At 75.2% G+C, this 16,313-nt stretch carries 15 protein-coding genes; 4 read left to right on the top strand and 11 right to left on the bottom strand.

Annotated elements, in window-relative coordinates; all coding sequences use genetic code 11:
- Positions 1–107: 107 nt before the first annotated feature.
- The 3 genes from ACWD4P_RS16310 to ACWD4P_RS16300 form a co-directional block, all read right to left on the bottom strand.
- Positions 108–803 carry a response regulator transcription factor gene (locus ACWD4P_RS16310; RefSeq protein WP_359822765.1) on the bottom strand — a complete coding sequence of 232 codons (696 nt, stop codon included), beginning with the start codon at positions 801–803 and terminating at the stop codon, positions 108–110.
- On the bottom strand, positions 800–2,020 hold the full coding sequence (gene macS / locus ACWD4P_RS16305; RefSeq protein WP_449780020.1) for a MacS family sensor histidine kinase: 1,221 nt from the start codon (positions 2,018–2,020) through the stop codon (positions 800–802). Before macS ends, ACWD4P_RS16310 begins: the two co-directional genes overlap by 4 nt.
- A 65-nt stretch (positions 2,021–2,085) precedes the next feature.
- Positions 2,086–2,883: a lysophospholipid acyltransferase family protein gene (locus ACWD4P_RS16300; protein ID WP_449780022.1), complete on the bottom strand. Its 798-nt coding sequence runs from the start codon at positions 2,881–2,883 to the stop codon at positions 2,086–2,088.
- Positions 2,884–3,097: 214 nt separating this feature from the next.
- On the opposite strand from ACWD4P_RS16300, the gene ACWD4P_RS16295 reads away from it, so the two are divergent.
- Both ACWD4P_RS16295 and ACWD4P_RS16290 read left to right on the top strand, forming a co-directional pair.
- On the top strand, positions 3,098–3,892 hold the full coding sequence (locus ACWD4P_RS16295) for an alpha/beta hydrolase (protein WP_449780019.1): 795 nt from the start codon (positions 3,098–3,100) through the stop codon (positions 3,890–3,892).
- A 10-nt stretch (positions 3,893–3,902) separates the two neighbouring features.
- Positions 3,903–4,640, top strand: coding sequence for a hypothetical protein (locus ACWD4P_RS16290; protein ID WP_449780018.1), 738 nt, complete (start codon positions 3,903–3,905; stop codon positions 4,638–4,640).
- Here the strand turns inward: ACWD4P_RS16290 and ACWD4P_RS16285 are convergent, their stop codons facing one another.
- The 5 genes from ACWD4P_RS16285 to ACWD4P_RS16265 all read right to left on the bottom strand — a co-directional run bounded on the left by ACWD4P_RS16285 (position 4,641) and on the right by ACWD4P_RS16265 (position 9,044).
- Positions 4,641–5,432: an endonuclease/exonuclease/phosphatase family protein gene (locus tag ACWD4P_RS16285; protein WP_449780017.1), complete on the bottom strand. Its 792-nt coding sequence runs from the start codon at positions 5,430–5,432 to the stop codon at positions 4,641–4,643.
- 161 nt (positions 5,433–5,593) lie between these two features.
- Positions 5,594–6,538, bottom strand: coding sequence for an ROK family glucokinase (locus ACWD4P_RS16280; protein WP_359822753.1), 945 nt, complete (start codon positions 6,536–6,538; stop codon positions 5,594–5,596).
- Positions 6,539–6,729: 191 nt separating this feature from the next.
- Complete coding sequence (locus ACWD4P_RS16275; protein WP_449780016.1) at positions 6,730–7,242, bottom strand: DUF5304 family protein; 513 nt, start codon at positions 7,240–7,242, stop codon at positions 6,730–6,732.
- 141 nt (positions 7,243–7,383) lie between these two features.
- On the bottom strand, positions 7,384–8,556 hold the full coding sequence (locus ACWD4P_RS16270; protein WP_359822749.1) for an ArsA family ATPase: 1,173 nt from the start codon (positions 8,554–8,556) through the stop codon (positions 7,384–7,386).
- A gap of 26 nt (positions 8,557–8,582) precedes the next feature.
- A complete protein-coding gene (locus ACWD4P_RS16265; RefSeq protein WP_359822748.1) occupies positions 8,583–9,044 on the bottom strand; it encodes an SRPBCC family protein in 462 nt (153 codons plus the stop codon).
- A 339-nt stretch (positions 9,045–9,383) separates the two neighbouring features.
- Here ACWD4P_RS16265 and ACWD4P_RS16260 point away from each other — a divergent pair, with 339 nt between their 5' ends.
- Positions 9,384–11,177, top strand: coding sequence for an AMP-dependent synthetase/ligase (locus ACWD4P_RS16260; RefSeq protein WP_359830610.1), 1,794 nt, complete (start codon positions 9,384–9,386; stop codon positions 11,175–11,177).
- 110 nt (positions 11,178–11,287) lie between these two features.
- Here the strand turns inward: ACWD4P_RS16260 and ACWD4P_RS16255 are convergent, their stop codons facing one another.
- Positions 11,288–12,424, bottom strand: a complete 1,137-nt coding sequence (locus ACWD4P_RS16255; protein WP_359830608.1) for a glycosyltransferase family 4 protein — start codon at positions 12,422–12,424, stop codon at positions 11,288–11,290.
- 215 nt (positions 12,425–12,639) lie between these two features.
- Here ACWD4P_RS16255 and ACWD4P_RS16250 point away from each other — a divergent pair, with 215 nt between their 5' ends.
- Complete coding sequence (locus ACWD4P_RS16250) at positions 12,640–14,010, top strand: glycosyltransferase 87 family protein (RefSeq protein WP_359830606.1); 1,371 nt, start codon at positions 12,640–12,642, stop codon at positions 14,008–14,010.
- On the opposite strand, the gene ACWD4P_RS16245 is transcribed toward ACWD4P_RS16250, so the two are convergent.
- Positions 14,011–15,042, bottom strand: a complete 1,032-nt coding sequence (locus tag ACWD4P_RS16245) for a hypothetical protein (protein ID WP_449780015.1) — start codon at positions 15,040–15,042, stop codon at positions 14,011–14,013.
- A 179-nt stretch (positions 15,043–15,221) separates the two neighbouring features.
- Complete coding sequence (locus ACWD4P_RS16240; protein ID WP_449780014.1) at positions 15,222–16,268, bottom strand: NlpC/P60 family protein; 1,047 nt, start codon at positions 16,266–16,268, stop codon at positions 15,222–15,224.
- Positions 16,269–16,313 lie beyond the last annotated feature (45 nt).

Here is a 16,313-nt window from a genome sequence, read left to right as displayed (position 1 = left end):
TCGCTGTCTGCTTCTCGTGTGTCCGCTTCCCCCCGCCCCTGTCGAGCTGCGGCTGGCCCCCGCCCCGGCGCGCCGCCCGGGGCCCGGGGCCGCGCCGCGCCCGGTCCTCAGACCCCGTCGTCCAGGCCCTGCTCGATCGCGTACCGGACCAGCTCCACCCGGTTGTGCAGCTGCAGCTTCCCGAGCGTGTTCTGCACGTGGTTCTGCACCGTCCGGTGCGAGAGCACCAGCCGGTCGGCGATCTGCCGGTAGGACAGCCCCTTGGCCACCAGCCGCAGCACCTCCGTCTCCCGGGCGGTCAGCCGCGGGGCGGCCGGCGCCGAGGCCGGGGCGGGCTCCGCGGCCAGCCGGCGGAACTCGCCGAGCACCAGGCCGGCCAGGCCCGGGGTGAACACCGCGTCGCCGACGGCCGTACGGCGCACCGCGTCCAGCAGCTCCTCCCGCCCCGCCGACTTCACCAGGTAGCCGGTCGCGCCGGACTTCACGGCCTCCAGCACGTCCTGGTGCTCGCCGCTGGCCGACAGCACCAGCACCCGGACCGCCGGGTCGTGGGCGACCACCCGGCGGCACACCTCGGCGCCCGGCAGGCTCGGCAGGTTGAGGTCCAGCACGACCACCTGCGGGCTGCAGGCGCGGGCCCGGCGCACGGCCTCCTCGCCGTCCCCGGCGGTGGCCACCACGTCCAGTCCGGCCTCGGCGAGGTCGCGCGAGACGGCGTCCCGCCACATCGGGTGGTCGTCCACCACCATCACCCGCACCGGCCGGTCGGCGGTCGGCTGATCGGGCACCAGCTGGTCGGTCATGCAGTGGCCTTCCTCGGGACGCGCAGTTCGACCTCGACGCCCTCCCCGGGCGCCGAGTACACCTCGGCCGTGCCGCCGAGGTCCAGCAGCCGGCCGCGAATGGACTGGGAGACGCCGAGCCGCCCGGCGCGCTCCGCCTCGCCGAGCCGCCCGGGGGCGAAACCGGGGCCGTCGTCGCGGATGCCCACCGTGACGGCCTCCGGCTCGTCCTCGACCAGGATCCAGGCCCGGGCCCGCTCCCCCGCGTGCTTGCGCACGTTGTCGACGGCGGCGCCGACCGCGGCCGCGAGCTCGCCGGCCGCCCGGCCGGGCAGCAGCACCGGGGTGCCGGGGGCGGAGAGGGTGATCCGCTCGTCCGCGTACGGGCGCAGCAGCGCGGTGAGGTCGCGCGGCGCGTCCGGGTCCGGCCGGTCGGCGGCCCCGGGGTGCGGTGCGGGCGACAGCGGCCCGCCCGTCATCAGGGCCCGCAGCGCGCGCTCCTGCTCCCCGGCCAGCCGGCCGAGCTCGGCGAGGTCCGCGCCGGAGCCGGTCCCCCCGCCGGGCTCCGCGCCGCGCCGCTGGACCAGGGCGAGCACCTGGAGCACGCCGTCGTGGATGTCCCGGGAGAGCCGCTCGCGCTCCCGGGTGGCCGCCTCGACCTGGAGCGCCCGGGTGAGGGTGGCCTCGCTGGCCCGGGCCAGTTCGATCACGTAGCCGATCGCGCAGCCGGCCACCATCAGCAGCACGATGTTGTGGATGTTGTCGCCGGTCGGACCGCCGTGGCCGAGGATGTTGGCGACGCCGATCACCGAGCCGGAGGCCGCCGCCGGGCGCCAGCCGCCCTTCGCGGCGAAGCCCAGCACCGTGCCGGCCGCCCAGATGGTCGGCAGGGTGGGCGCGCCGTGGCTGATCCGGGCCGGGGAGTCGGTCAGGCCGCTCATCACGATGCCGGTGACGGCGAGGGTGAGGTCGGTGCCCAGGACGTACCAGGTGCAGCGCTGCGGGTTGGCGAAGGCCCGGGTGCTGGCCAGGGTCCACAGGGTCAGCGCGCCGAGGAAGATCCAGCCGGCCACCGGGTGCAGGAAGTGCAGGTACGAGTTGACGTACCGCAGCAGCGCGTAGCACAGCGCCAGCACCCGGAAGTAGGAGATCGCCCTCCACAGCGGGAGCTCGACGGACATGCCGCCGGCCGCCACCGTGCCTCCGACCGCGCCGGCTCTGCCGCCGTCCTCCGTCATCCTCCCCGCCCCTCCCCTGGGCCGGTCCGGGCCGCGCGAGCGGCCGGGCCGGGCCGCCGCTCCGGCTACTCCGGCTTCTCCGAGGTGCCCGACCCGGCGGACTTCTCCGCCTCGGCGGCCTTCTCGGCCTTCTCGGCCTCCGCCTTCTCCGCCTTGGCGGCGGCCCGGCGCTCGGCGTCGGCCTTCTTCTTGTCCTCGGAGATCTGCCGCTTGGCGGCGGTCGCGTAGATGTCCACGTACTCCTGGCCGGAGAGCCGCATGATCTCGTACATCACCTCGTCCGTCACCGAACGGAGGATGAAGCGGTCGTTCTCCATGCCGTGGTAGCGGGAGAAGTCCAGCGGGCGGCCGATCCGGATGCCGGGGCGGATGCCGAAGTTCGGCACCACCTGGCCGGGCGGCTGCACCTTCTCGGTGTCGATCATGGCGACCGGGATCACCGGGGCGCCGGTGGCCAGCGCGACGCGGGCCAGGCCGCCGACCTTGCCGCGGTACAGCTTGCCGTCGGGCGAACGCGTGCCCTCCGGGTAGACGCCGAACAGCTCGCCGCGCTCCAGCACCGCGATGGCGCTGCGGATCGCGGCCTCGCCGGCGCCGCGCACGCCCGAGCGGTCCACCGGCAGCTGGCCGACGCCCTTGAAGAACGCGGCGGTCAGCCGGCCCTTGAGACCCGGGGTGTTGAAGTACTCGGCCTTCGCGATGAAGGTGACCCGGCGCTTGATCAGCGCGGGGAAGAAGAACGAGTCCGAGAAGGACAGGTGGTTGCTCGCGATGATCGCCGCACCCTCGGTGGGGATGTTCTCCTCGCCCTCGATCCAGGGCCGGAAGAAGATCCGAAGCAGTGGCGCGACGATCATCTTCATCAGTCGGTAGAACAACCCGGGCCTCCTGTTATGCGGACCGGTCGATCCTAATGCCCCGCGGCCGCCCGCCGTGCCCGGCCCCGCCGGATCGGCCGCGCCCGGCCCGCTCGAAGGGGGTGTACGACCCGGCGCGGAGCGTGGGACGATGCGATTTCGCAGCACTTCCCCTCAGCGTCCCCTCCCCCAGCGCCACCCGCCCGCGAAGGAGTCCGCCATGCCGTTGCTGCCCGGTGCCGAGCCGTACCGCCACCGCGGCGGACCGGTGGGGGTGCTGCTCTGCCACGGCTTCACCGGGTCGCCGCAGTCGCTGCGGCCCTGGGCCGAGGACCTGGCGGCGGCCGGCTTCACCGTCTCGGTGCCGCTGCTGCCCGGGCACGGCACCCGCTGGCAGGACATGCAGGTGACCCGCTGGGAGGACTGGTACGCCGAGGTCGAGCGCGAACTGCTGGCGCTCGCCGAGGAGTGCGAACAGGTCTTCGTCTGCGCCCTGTCGATGGGCGGCGCACTGGCGCTGCGGCTCGCGGCACTGCACGGGCCGAGGGTCTGCGGCCTGGTGCTGGTCAACCCGTCGGTGCGCTCGGACACCCCCGCGAGTGTGCTGCTGCCGGTGCTGCGCCACCTGGTCCCCAGCCTGCCCGGGGTCGCGGGCGACATCGCCCGGGCCGGCGCGACCGAGGTCGGCTACGACCGCACCCCCCTGCACGCCGCCTGGTCGCTGAGCCGGCTGTGGCGGGAGGTCCAGCGGCTGCTGCCGGAGGTGACCCAGCCGGTGCTGCTCTTCCACAGCCCGCAGGACCACGTCGTCTCGCCGGCCAACTCGGAACTGGTGCTGGCGCGGATATCCTCGACGGACGTGACGGAGCGGCTGTGCCAACGCAGCTTCCACGTCGCGACGCTGGACCACGACGCGCCGGAAATATTCGCGGCCGGCCGGGACTTCATCCGACGGCTGGCTTCCGCGCACACGGCGGGCGTCACCCGGGTCGAATCCGACGATCACCATGGCTGAAGGGCCGGAAGTGCACGAGAGCAGCACGGCGGGCGGCGGGGACGAGACTCCCCGCGAGGACGGCGCGACCAAGGACGGCGGGGCGAACGCCGCCGTGCCGGGCGGCGCGCCGACGGACCGTACCGGCCCGGACGGCGCCGCGGCGCCTCCGCCCGTCCGGGACGCCGCCGAGGACACCCCCGGGGGCTCCGCGGAGGACGCCGCCGAGCGCCGCCCGCGCCGCGCGCCCGAGCGCAGCCAGGCCGAGCAGGACGAGATCTTCGCCGCCCTGGTGGCCCAGTTCGACGACCCGGTCGACCTCAACGACCCGAACTGGCCGGAGGTCGAGAACCTCCGGGCGCAGAACGAGCTCAAGGGCGGCCACAAGGACGGCGGCCGCACCGCCCAGGACGACCTCTCCGACCTCGCCCCCCAGCCCCGGCCCCGCTCCGGCCGACCGGTGATGCCGGCCGGCGGCGCGGGCCCGCGCGACTTCGAGCTCGCCGAGGAGACCGACGAGGGCCACTTCGTCCCGCCGGAGCCCCCGCCGCTGCCGGCCGCCGACGTGACGGCCAAGTTCGCCTGGCTGGCGGTGCTCGGCGGCCCGGCGCTGCTGCTGGTCGACGCGGTGGTCTGGCGGGAGATCTCCGGCTGGCCCGCCTGGGTCGGGATCACCGCCTTCCTCGGCGGCTTCGTCACCCTGGTCGCGCGGATGAAGGACCGCGACGAGGACGAGCCGGAGGACCCGGACAACGGCGCGGTGGTCTGACTACTCGCTCGACCCGGCCGGCAGTTCGAGGACGGCGAGCACCGGCAGGTGGTCGGTCGCGGCCCGCAGGTCGGCCTCGGTGACACCGGGCAGTCCGTGCGGCACCCCGCAGCCGAGGACGGTGATCCCGGGCGTGGCGAAGACGGCGTCGATCCGCTGGTAGGGGCGCTCCGGTACGGAGGTGAACTCGCCTCCCCAGGGCGCGGTCGGGTGCCCGTCCTGGAGCCGGGAGGCCAGCAACCGCCAGCCCGGCCCGTCCGGGTGCTCGTTGAAGTCTCCTGCCACGATGCCGAGTTCGGCGATCCCCAGCTGGTCGAGCAGCAGCTCGAACTGCCCGTACCGCTCCTGCTGGTCCAGGCTGAGGTGGCAGCTGGTGACGGTGAACGGCGCCGTGCCCGGCAGTCGCAGCAGCGCGCTCGCGAAGCCCCGGGCGTGCAGCCCGCGGGTCTTGGGCAGCAACCGGTCGTGCACACCCAGCAGTTCCACCGCGCCGGGGCGGCCGAGCAGCATCGGACCGGCCGCGGTGCGGCCGCCGCCGGCCAGGACGACCGTCCCGGTGCTCCGGGCGAGCCGGGCCGCCTGGCCCTCGGGCCGCCAGTAGCGCGGGGCCTCCTGGACGCAGACCAGGTCCGGCTCGCAGGCCCGGATCACCCGGGCCAGCGCCCGCCGGTCGTCGCGCAGCGACCGGATGTTGTAGCTGAGCAGGCGCAGCCGGCGGGGGCCGGGCGGCGGCAGCGGCCGGGCCCGCGCGGCGGTCGTGGTCACGGCATCGGTCGTGCTCGCGGCGCTCATGGTCCTCCCCTGGCGGTCACCGGATCGGTCCGACCGTACGCGCCCGGGCGGGAACGTGCGACGGCGACGGCGCGTCCGGGATCGGTCGGGGCCCGGTCGCACCGCCGCCGGCGGGCTCGAAGCTCCCCCGCGCCGCAGGGCGCGGGGGCGGGGAGGAACGGCTACGGAACGCGGGCGAGGTCCGCGGCACCGACGATGCCGGCGGCGGAGCCCATCGAGGCCAGCACGACCTCGGCGCGCGGGCGGTGCACCCCGCCGGTCAGGTAGTGCTCGAAGGACTTGGCGACCGGGTCGAGCAGCAGCCGGCCGGAGTCGGAGACGCCGCCGCCGAGCACGAAGACGCCCGGGTCGAACAGCGCGGCGAGGTCGGCCATGCCGCGGCCCAGCCAGTCGGACAGCTCGGCGTAGCACTCCAGGGCGAGCGGGTCGCCCTCCTCGGCGGCCTGGGTGATGTGGATGCCGCGGATGGTCTCGGCCACGCCGTCGTTGAGCTCCAGCATCCGGCGGCCGCGCTGCGGGTCGGCGGCGGCCTTCTCCCGGCCGTAGCGGCGCAGCGCGCGCCCGGAGCCGTACTGCTCCCAGCAGCCCTTGCCGCCGCAGCCGCAGGGCAGGCCGTCGGGGACCATGTTGAGGTGGCCGATCTCGCCCGCGACGCCGAAGCGGCCGCGGTGCAGCCGGCCGTCCAGGACGATGCCGCCGCCGATGCCGGTGCCGACGGTGATCAGCACCATGTCCTGGTGGTCGGCGGCCGCGCCGAAGCGGAACTCGGCCCAGGCCGCGCAGTTGGCGTCGTTCTCGATGACGGTGGACAGGCCGGTGAGCTCCTCGATCCGCCCGCGCAGCGGCTCGTTCTCCCAGTCGATGTTGGGGGCGAAGATCACCGTGGAGCGGTTGCCGTCGACGAAGCCGGGGGCGCCGACGCCCACCGCCGTGACACCGGGGTGCTCCTCCTTGAGCTCGCGCACGGCCTGCGCGATGGCGTCAACCGCCCACTGGGGGTCAGCCGGGGTGGGCACCCTGGTCCGGGCCAGGATCGCGCCCGCCTCGTCGACCACGCCTGCCGCGATCTTGGTCCCGCCGACATCGACGCCGATGGTCAGAGCCATGTGTCCCTCAGCTATTCACTCGTTCCGCTGGACGGAACGCTACCGTCCAACCCGGCCCCCGTACACAGCCTCGCATACATTATCCGAAGACAATCCGGGGGCAGCCGGGCCGCGATGCTTCAAAAGTCGTATCTAATTTCCTTCTTGGTGACGTACGAGAGCAGCCCGATCACGGTCCGGAAGTCACGGTTTCACTGCTTGGCGGACGGCCTGTCAGCCCCGTCAAGATCCGATCCGCGGTCGGCACCCGCGCCGCCGTCACGAGAGCCGTCCCGCGAGTCGTCACGCGGGCCGTCGTGGTCGGTGTCCAGGTCGATCTTCTCGGCCGGCGCGCCCTGCCCGGCGGTCCAGCGGCTCTCGTGGCCGGCCACGGCGGCGCGGTAGGCGGCCAGCAGTTCGGCGCCCGCGGCGGCGAGCCCGGTGCCGGCGGCGGAGAGGTGGGAGTAGACCTCCGGCTGCTGGGTGCGCAGCCGGTCGGCCAGCCCGGAGAGGGTGATCAGGGTGGTGGCGCTCGCCTCCTGGGCCTTCTCGCCGAGCGCACCGGCGAACCGGCGCACCTCGTCCACCAGCGGGCCCAGCTCCGGCCCGAACGGATGCCCCGGGCCGGCGGACCCCTCGCCCTCCCGGGTACCGGCCCCCGCGCGGTCTTCCGCGGTCCCGGTGCGGTCGTCGACGGGCTCGGTCCGGTCGTCGGTGCTGGTCATCGCGGGCGCCTCCTCAGCCGTGGCCGCACCCCGCGGCCCTCCGGCCCGACGCTACCCGACCGGCCGGGCAGGCCCGAAAAGCCGCCGGACGCCCGCCCGACGCCCACCGGACGCCCGCACGGGCCCGCCGCCGAACCCCCGTCAGCCCCGCGGCCAGAGCGCCGGGTCGGGCGCGAAGCGCACCGAGAGCACCCCGTCGTGCAGCCCCGCCCCGGCCACCGTGCAGCGGCGCAGCGCGGACGGCAGGGTGAGCACCCGGCGGTGCGTGCCGAGGCCGACCACCAGTTCGTCGCCCCGGCGGACCAGGTCCAGCTCGGAGCGGTCCGCGCCGGGGAGGTCGAGGTGCCAGACCAGCAGGCCCTCCGCGGCGAGCCGGTCCTCGACCGGCCAGGGCTCGGGGGCGAGCCGCTCGGGCCCGGGCCCGTCCCCGTAGAGCCGGTCGGCGACGGCCTCCAGGGTGGCGTCGGCCAGGCCGGTGACCAGCACCGGGGCGTCGGTCTCGGCGGCGAGCCCGGTCAGCTCCTCCTGCCGGCGGCGGGCCAGGGCGGCCAGCCAGGGGTCGGGCGAGGAGGAGGCGGCATCGGGCAGCGCGCCGTGCACCACCACGGCGTCCGGCCGGTGCCCGTGCAGCGCGAGTCCGGCCCGGATCCGGCGCAGCTCACCGTACGGGTGGCCGTCGGCCGGGACGACCAGCCGGACGCTGGTGCCGGGCCCGGTGATCGCGGCGCGGGCCTCGGCGAGCGCCGCGGCCGCCTTGGTGCGGCCCTCGTACAGCCAGTCGGCGGGCATCGGGACCCCGGCCAGCCCGGCCAGCAGCGGGCGCAGCGCCCGGGCGGCCTGGCGCTGCTCGGGGACGAGCCGGTCCAGGTAGCGGGCGAGCTGCTCGGGCAGGGCGAGGGTGGCGATCAGCTCGGCGGGCGGCGGGGCGAGCACGACCAGGACGTCCTGGTCGGCGGCGGGCAGGGCGCGCAGCAGGGCGAGCCGGGCGATGCCGGGGAGGGCGGTGAGCTCCTCGGGGTCGAGCTGTTCGGCTCCGAGCAGGTCGAGGGCGGGCTTGAGCCGGCCGGTGAGCGCGCCGACGGCGTAGCGGAAGGCGGCCTGCTCGTCGATCCGGGAGACGGTCAGGCCCGGGGCGTACAGCAGGGGTTCGGGTTCCAGCCGGGTGCCGAGGGCGGAGTCCAGGCCGCGGTGCGGGTCGTCGGCGGCCAGCAGCCAGGTGCGGTGGCCGCGCCGGGCGGCGTGCAGGGCGGTGGCGGCGGCCACCGCGGGCGCGCCGGTGTCGCCGCTGACCAGGATGGTGCGTGTCGCCGTCATGCCGTCCGGCCCCCGTTCGCTCGGTGTCAGCCCTGCGCGGGCTTCTTGCCGTCCGCGTCCTCGACGCGCTTCTTCAGGCCGGCCAGGGCGCGGTCGATGATGACCTTCTCGGCCTTGCGCTTGATCATGCCGAGCATCGGGATCTTGACGTCCACGGCGAGCTGGTAGGTGACCTCGGTGCGGCCGCCGGCGAGCGGGGCGAGGGTGTAGGAGCCGTCCAGCGAGCGGAGCATCTGGCTGCGGACGAGGGTCCAGGAGACCTCGCGGTCGCCGTCCCAGGTGTAGGCGAGGACGTGCTCGTCGCGGATGGCGCCGGCGTCGAGCAGCAGCCGGACCTGGGCGGCGCGGCCGTCCTCGCCGGTCTCCAGGACCTCGATCTCCTTGACCTCTCCGGTCCAGGCCGGGTAGGCGGCGAAGTCGGCGATCACGGCCATGACCGTGGCCGGGGTCGCGTCGATGGTGATGCTCGACCTGGTGTGCTCCGCCATGGAATGGCCCTCCGCCTCGTCCCTCTGCCTGCCGGTCCGGCCGGGGCGCGCTCGGCCCGGTCCGCCCGGAGCAGGCTATCGCGACCGGCGGGCGGCGCGGGCCCGGCCCGGGCGGCGGCCGCGGTACGGGCGAACGCCGGGCGGGCACCGGGCGGGCGGGCATGTTACCGGCCGGTCGCTCTGCGCTGCCGTAGGGTGCCATTCGAACGACCTGGTCACGGCCTGGTCGGACCCGGCCGGGTGTGACACTTCGAACACCGGAGCCGACCCCTCTGGTCGAAGCTGCCTACCGGGCAGTAACGTCCTGCCGTCCCGCAGCGTCGCGAACGAGGAGCAGTCTTGCTCGACTTCAGCCTTCCGGCCCTCTACCAGGTACCCAGCGGCGGCAACCTCGCCGACCCGGTGCACCGGAACGCCGAGGAGCACCCGGACGTCGCCGTGCTCAGCCGGAAGGTGGACGGCGACTGGCAGGAGTTGACGTCGGTCCAGTTCCTCGCGGAGGTGCACGCCGTCGCGAAGGGCCTGATCGCCGCGGGCATCGAGCCCGGCGACCGGGTGGCCATCATGTCCCGCACCCGCTACGAGTGGACGCTGCTGGACTTCGCGATCTGGACGGCCGGCGCGGTCGTCGTGCCGGTGTACGAGACCTCCTCCGCCGAGCAGGTCGAGTGGATCCTCGGCGACTCGGGCGCGGTCGCCGTGATCACCGAGACCGACCAGCACGTCTCGGTGGTCGCCGAGGTCCGCGACCGGCTGCCGGGCCTGGAGCACACCTGGCAGATCGACGGCGGGGCGATCGCCGCGCTGGCCGCCGCCGGGCAGGACGTCCCGGACACGACGGTCCACGAGCGCCGCCGGATCGCCGGCCCCGACGACGTCGCCACCATCGTCTACACCTCGGGCACCACCGGCCGCCCGAAGGGCTGTCAGCTGACGCACGGCAACTTCCTGGCCGAGTGCGGCAACGTGGTCGAGCGCCTGGCCCCGCTGTTCCACACCGGCGAGAGCTCCGTCCTGCTCTTCCTGCCGCTGGCCCACGTGTTCGCCCGGATCGTCGAGATCGCCCCGATGATGGCGCCGATCAAGCTCGGCCACGTCTCCGACGTCCGGAACGTCACCACCGAGCTGGCCTCCTTCCGGCCGACCCTCATCCTGGGCGTGCCCAGGGTGTTCGAGAAGGTCTACAACACCGCCCGCGCCAAGGCCCAGGCCGACGGCAAGGGCAAGATCTTCGACAAGGCCGCCGACACCGCGATCGCCTACAGCCGGGCGCTGGACGCCGGCGGCGCGGGCCTGGTCCTGCGGCTCAAGCACGCCGTCTTCGACAAGCTGGTCTACAGCAAGCTGCGCGCCGCCCTCGGTGGCCGGGCCACCCACGCCATCTCCGGCGGCGCCCCGCTCGGCGAGCGCCTGGGCCACTTCTACCGCGGCATCGGCTTCACCGTCCTGGAGGGCTACGGCCTGACGGAGACCTGCGCCGCCACCGCCTTCAACGAGTGCGAGAAGCCGAAGATCGGCACGGTCGGCCAGCCGGTGCCCGGCTGCTCCGTGCGGATCGCCGAGGACGGCGAGGTCCTCCTCAAGGGCCCGCACATCTCCACCGGCTACTGGAACAACCCGCAGGCCACCGCGGACGCCTTCAAGGACGGCTGGTTCGCCACCGGCGACCTCGGCTCGCTGGACTCCGAGGGCTACCTGACCATCACCGGCCGCAAGAAGGAGATCATCGTCACGGCCGGCGGCAAGAACGTCGCCCCGGCCGTGATCGAGGACCGGATCCGGGCCCACGCCCTGGTCGGCGAGGTCATGGTGGTCGGCGACCGCAAGCCCTTCGTCGCCTGCCTGATCACCGTCGACCACGACTTCTTCCCCAAGTGGAAGGAGCTCAACGGCAAGCCCGCCGACGCCACCGTCACCGACCTCGCCACCGACCCGGACCTGCTGGCCGCCCTCCAGAACGCGGTGGACGACGGCAACGCGGCCGTCTCGCACGCCGAGGCGGTCAAGAAGTTCCGCCTGCTGGACACCGAGTTCTCCGAGGAGGGCGGCTACCTCACGCCCTCGCTCAAGCTCAAGCGCAACGTCGTGCTGAAGGACTTCGCGGCCGACATCGAGGCGCTCTACCGGAAGTAGCCACCGGCGCCGTGCGGGCCCCGCCGCCACCGGCGGCAGCAGCCGTCACGGGCGGCAGCAGCCGTCACGGGCCCCGCCTCCCCGGGAGGGAGGCGGGGCCGCACGCGTCGTCAGCCCGCCAGCAGCGAGGTCAGCCGCCCGGCCAGCAGGTCCCAGCGCCAGGATCGCTCCACCCACCGCCGCCCGGCCTCGCCCATCCGCCGCCGCAGCTCCTCGTCGCGCAGCAGCCGGACGATCCGCTCGGCCGCGTCCGGGGCCGAGCCGCCGGGCACCACGTACCCGGTCTCGCCCTCCAGCACCGCGTCCGGCGCGCCGCCGGAGTCCCCCGCGACCACCGGCAGGCCGGTCGCCGAGGCCTCCAGGTAGACGATGCCCAGGCCCTCGACGTCCAGACCCCCGCGCCGGGTGCGGCAGGGCATCGCGAAGACGTCCCCGGCCCCGTAGTGGGCGGGCAGCTCCTCCCACGGAACCGAGCCGGTGAACCGCACCGAGTCCCGCACGCCCGTGGTGTCCGCGAGCTTCTCCAGGTCCGCCCGGTAGGGGCCGCCGCCGACGATCAGCAGCACCGCGTCCGGCACGTCGGCGAGGATCTGCGGCATCGCCTCGATCAGGGTGTCCTGGCCCTTGCGCGGCACCAGCCGGGAGACGCAGACCACCACCGGCCGGTCCGCCAGCCCGAGCCGGCGGCGCACCTCGGCGCCCCCGGAGCCCGGGTGGAAGGTCGTCTCGTCCACGCCCGGCGGCAGCTGGACCATCCGGGCCGCGGCCCGCGGCCCGACCGCGGCGGCGATCCGGGAGCGGGTGTACTCGCCCAGGTAGGTCAGCACGTCGGTGCCCGCGCCGATCCGGCGCAGCAGCTGCCGGGAGCCCGGCAGCTGGGCCCAGGCGGCCTCGTGCCCGTGGGTCATGCCGAGCAGCCGGCCGGCCCCGGCCCGGCGCAGCGCGGGCGCCATCAGCCCGAGCGGGGCGGCGGCGCCGAACCAGACCGAGTCGCACTTCTCCGCGCGCAGGATCTCGGCGGCCCGCCGGGTGACCCGCGGTGTGGGAACCATCACCTTCGTCCGGTCCCTGATCACCGGGAACGGCTGCTCGGCGTCGAAGCGGGCCACCTCGCTGCCGTCCCGCCACGTCGAGGCGTACACCACGACGCTGCCTGCGGGCTGACGGACGGCCATGTTGTGGACGAAGGCCTGGATGCCACCGGGGCGGGGCGGGAAGTCATTGGTGACGATCAAGGTTCTGTGCATCAGGCCACGGCTCGCTCGGTCGGGGGGTGCGCGGTGTACCGCTGGGTGATCCGTACGATAGGTCAACACCATGACCCGCCGGGAACGGAACCGCGTACGGCAACCGTTTGACCCCCGGGTCAGTCCTAGTACCTAGGCCGTCGGTGAACCACGGCCCGGGCGTCCGTCGTCACGACGCCTCCGGTGGGGACGTCCGAGACGAACGAGGGAGCGCAGTGGAATTGGCCCCGGCCACCGAGCCCGGTTCTTCGCGCGGCCGCCTCGGCCGCCCGCTCGGGGCGCTCGCCGCGCTCGGCGCCACCTGGGTCGCCACCCGCGCCCTGCTGGTGCTGCTGGCGACGGGAGTGCTGAAGGCGCCCGGCGGCGACGTCACGGCGGACGTCTGGATGATCTACCACGCCTGGTACGGGGTGCTCCAGACCGGCACCTTCCCGTTCGACGACGTGACCTGGCAGTACCCGCCGGGCGCCGCCCTGGTGATCCTGCTGCCGGGCCTGCTGCCCTGGTCGTACCTGGTCTCGTTCTGGGTGATCTGCGGGATAGCCGACGCGGCCGCGGCCGCGCTGCTGGTGCGCACCGGCCTGCGCCGGGGCCGGGCGCTGACCGGCGCCTGGATGTGGGTGGTGGCCGTCCCGCTGCTCGGCCCGATGATCTACAACCGCTTCGACGTCATCGTCACCGCGGTCGCCCTGGCCGGCCTGCTGGCGCTGATCCGCCGCCCGGCGGTCGGCGGGCTGCTGCTCGGCCTGGGCGGCATCGTCAAGATCTGGCCGCTGCTCGGCCTGATCGGCACCCCCTCGGGCCGCCGCACCCGCCGCTCCTGGACGCTCGCCGGGGCCACCGCCGTATCGATCGGCTTCCTGCTGACGGCCGGGATGAACGGCGCCTTCGAGTTCCTCGCCTTCCAGAAGGACCGCGGCATCGAGGTCGAGTCGCTCGGCGCGCTGCCGCTCCACTTCGCCCGGCTGGCCGGCGGCTGGGACGGCAGGGTCACCATGAACTACGGCTCCCCCGAGATGCTGGGGCCGTGGGTGAGCGTGATCAGCAAGGTGATGATGGCCGGCACCGTGCTGGGCTTCGCCTGGCTGCTGCTGTGGCGCTACACCTCCAAGCGCCGCAGCGCGGCCACCATGTACGACGCGGCGCTGTGCGCGCTGCTGATCTTCGTGGTGACCAGCCGGGTGATCAGCCCGCAGTACCTGGTCTGGCTGGTCGGTGTCGCGGCGGTCTGCCTGACCGTGCGCAACAGCAGCCAGCGGCCGGTGGCGCTGCTGATCCTGCTCGCCTGCCCGCTGACCCTGGTCGAGTTCCCGACCATGTTCACCCAGGTCCTGGCCAGCGACCCGGTGGCGGTGACCGTCCTGGCCGCCCGCAACCTGCTGCTGCTCGCCGCGACCCTGCTCTCCTGCGTCCGGCTCTGGCGCTCCACCCGCGGCGAGGCACCGCTGCCGCCGACCGTGGTGCTGGACCGCGAGCCCGCCGCGCTGCCGGCCGCCGGCTACCCGGTGCGTCCCGGCATCGCCTACGAGCAGGACCTGCTGGACGGCATCGACCGCCCGGGCGCCACGGCCGAGCCGCGCCGCTGATCAGCTCCGCAGCGCCGCCGTCCGCTCCAGCCAGAGCCGGGTGAACTCCTCCAGCCCGACGCCCAGCTCGCGCCGCATCAGCCGGTCGGTCCGGCGCTCCCGGTCCTCGCCCTGCCCGTCGTCCGCGCCGACCGCCCGGTAGAAGGCGACCAGCCGCTGCGGCCCGTGGGTGCGGGCGATCAGCTCGCAGGCCAGCCAGGACTGCTCGTAGGCCTGGGCGATGCCGGTGGCCCCGGCGGCGAAGTCCCGGTCGGCGGGCAGTCCGGTGGGCAGCCTCCCGGCGGCGACGTCCCGGGCCAGCTCGGGGGCGATCTGCTGCGGGCTGCGGCCCGAGTCGCGGTAGGCGGTCCAGTCGGCGGCTCCCTCGGAGAGCCACAGCGGCGTCCAGGCACGGGTGTCGGCCCGGGTGGCGACGTGGGTGGCCTCGTGGGTGACCACCACCTGGCGGCCGAAGCCGCTGAGCCGCCCGTACGCCTCCGGGTTGACCAGCACCCGGTCCGCCGGGGTGTGCCAGGGCGCGCCGGGCGCGGCCGAGGTGACCGCCGCCATGCCCGTCCAGTCGGCCGGGTCGCCCTCCAGCAGCCGGGCGAACTGCTCCTCGGTGGCCGGCCGCTCCAGCAGCAGCGCCCCCGGCCAGGCGCTGCCCCAGACCTCGGTGACGGCGGGCACCGCCCGGTCCCCCACCGCGACCAGCTCGGCCGGGTCGGGGCCGGCGGCCGGGCCGACCACCAGGCAGTGCGCGCCCGGCGCCGACCGCAGCGGCCCGAAGTCCCACGGCGCGGGCGGCCCGCCGGCGCCCTCCTCGCGCTCGACCCGCCAGCCGTCCCCGGCCCGCACCAGCTCGATCCGGCGCGGGTACACCACCGGGTACTCGTCGTACCCGGCGATCCGCACCGCCAGGTCGGCGGCGGCGGTCAGCCGCTCCGACCCGCCGGCGGCGGCGAGCACCAGGTTGCGGTACCCCGCCTCGGCCACCGGCAGCCCGGCCCAGGGCGGTGCCGAGCGCGCCCGCTCCGCCAGCGCGGCGGCCACCTCGGCCCGGGTGTCCGCCGGACGCGCCGAGGGCGACGCGGGGGCGGCCGGCGGCAGCGACAGCTGGGCCAGCCCGCCGGCCGCGAGCAGCAGCGCGCCCCGCCGGGACAGTGCGCGGCGGGGGCGGGGGTCGGGGCGGGATATCCCGGCGGGGCCGGCGGGGTCGGACGGCGGGGCGCTCAGAGCCGGACCACCCCGGAGACCGGCATCGCGGTGACGCTCTCGTAGCGGACCTTGGCGCCCGGGCGCGGGGCGTGCACGATCACGCCGCCGCCGGCGTACATGCCGACGTGGTGCATGTCCCGGTAGAAGATCACCAGGTCTCCCGGTCGCGCTTCGGACAGGCTGACCCGCCGGCCGGCGTACGCCTGGGCCTGCGAGGTGCGCGGCAGGGTCACTCCGGCCTGCCGCCAGCTGTAGTACATCAGACCGGAGCAGTCGAACGCGTGCGGTCCGGTGGCCCCGTAGACGTACGGGGAGCCGATCATCCGCACCGCGGCGGCCAGCGCGGCGGCGCCGCGCTCGGAGGCCGGCGGGGCGGTGCCGAGGTCCAGCCGGTCGGTGCCCCGGGTGGCGCGCTGCTCGGCGTCCCGGGCGTCCTGGGCCGTGATCCGGGCCCGTTCGGCGGGGCCCAGGCCGTTCAGCAGCTTCTGCGCCCTGGCCAGCCGCTGCTGGATCTCCTGCTTGGTGTCGGCGAGCGAACGACGGGTCAGGTCCAGCTCGGCGAGCTTGTCGGCCGCCTCGGTGCGGCGCTGGTCGAGCCGGCGCTGCCGGGTGACCAGCTCGTGCACGGTCTCCTGCTGGCGCACGGCGGCCTGGCCCTGGGTGCGGGCGCGGGCCAGGTAGCCCTCCGGGTCGGGCGAGAGGATGAGCTGGGCGGTCTGGGTCATCCCGCCGCCGCGGTACTCGGCGCCGGCCACCGTCGCCAGGTCGCCGCGCAGCTCGTTGAGCTGGTCCTGGGCCACGGCGATCTCGCCCTGGAGGATCGTGGTCTCGCCCTGGAGCCGCCGCTGGGCCTCCTGCGCCGCGTTGAACTTCTCGGACGCCTGCTCGGCCTCGTCGTACAGCTGCTCCACCTGCGTCTTGACGTCCTGACGGTCGGCCGGGTCCGGGCTGCCGGGGGCGGCCTGGGCACGGCCTCCGGCGGCCACGCCCAGCGTGGTGGCGGCGGCCGCGGTCAGCACCAGCGCCCGGGCGAGCAGTTGGGAACGGCGGTGCACGGGCATGGCGGCAGCGGCTCCAATCCTGCGGCGCGGCCCCCGCCGCCGCAC

This window comes from Kitasatospora sp. NPDC002543 (assembly GCF_053594915.1).
This window is presented reverse-complemented; position numbering and strand designations above follow the sequence as displayed.

Excerpts from the sequence above, each read along its gene's own strand:
- ACWD4P_RS16310 (WP_359822765.1), bottom strand. The coding sequence starts at position 803 with ATGACCGACCAGCTGGTGCCCGATCAGCCGACCGCCGACCGGCCGGTG.
- macS (WP_449780020.1), bottom strand. The coding sequence starts at position 2,020 with ATGACGGAGGACGGCGGCAGAGCCGGCGCGGTCGGAGGCACGGTGGCG.
- ACWD4P_RS16300 (WP_449780022.1), bottom strand. The coding sequence starts at position 2,883 with ATGAAGATGATCGTCGCGCCACTGCTTCGGATCTTCTTCCGGCCCTGG.
- ACWD4P_RS16295 (WP_449780019.1), top strand. The coding sequence starts at position 3,098 with ATGCCGTTGCTGCCCGGTGCCGAGCCGTACCGCCACCGCGGCGGACCG.
- ACWD4P_RS16285 (WP_449780017.1), bottom strand. The coding sequence starts at position 5,432 with ATGAGCGCCGCGAGCACGACCGATGCCGTGACCACGACCGCCGCGCGG.
- ACWD4P_RS16280 (WP_359822753.1), bottom strand. The coding sequence starts at position 6,538 with ATGGCTCTGACCATCGGCGTCGATGTCGGCGGGACCAAGATCGCGGCA.
- ACWD4P_RS16275 (WP_449780016.1), bottom strand. The coding sequence starts at position 7,242 with ATGACCAGCACCGACGACCGGACCGAGCCCGTCGACGACCGCACCGGG.
- ACWD4P_RS16270 (WP_359822749.1), bottom strand. The coding sequence starts at position 8,556 with ATGACGGCGACACGCACCATCCTGGTCAGCGGCGACACCGGCGCGCCC.
- ACWD4P_RS16265 (WP_359822748.1), bottom strand. The coding sequence starts at position 9,044 with ATGGCGGAGCACACCAGGTCGAGCATCACCATCGACGCGACCCCGGCC.
- ACWD4P_RS16255 (WP_359830608.1), bottom strand. The coding sequence starts at position 12,424 with ATGCACAGAACCTTGATCGTCACCAATGACTTCCCGCCCCGCCCCGGT.
- ACWD4P_RS16240 (WP_449780014.1), bottom strand. The coding sequence starts at position 16,268 with ATGCCCGTGCACCGCCGTTCCCAACTGCTCGCCCGGGCGCTGGTGCTG.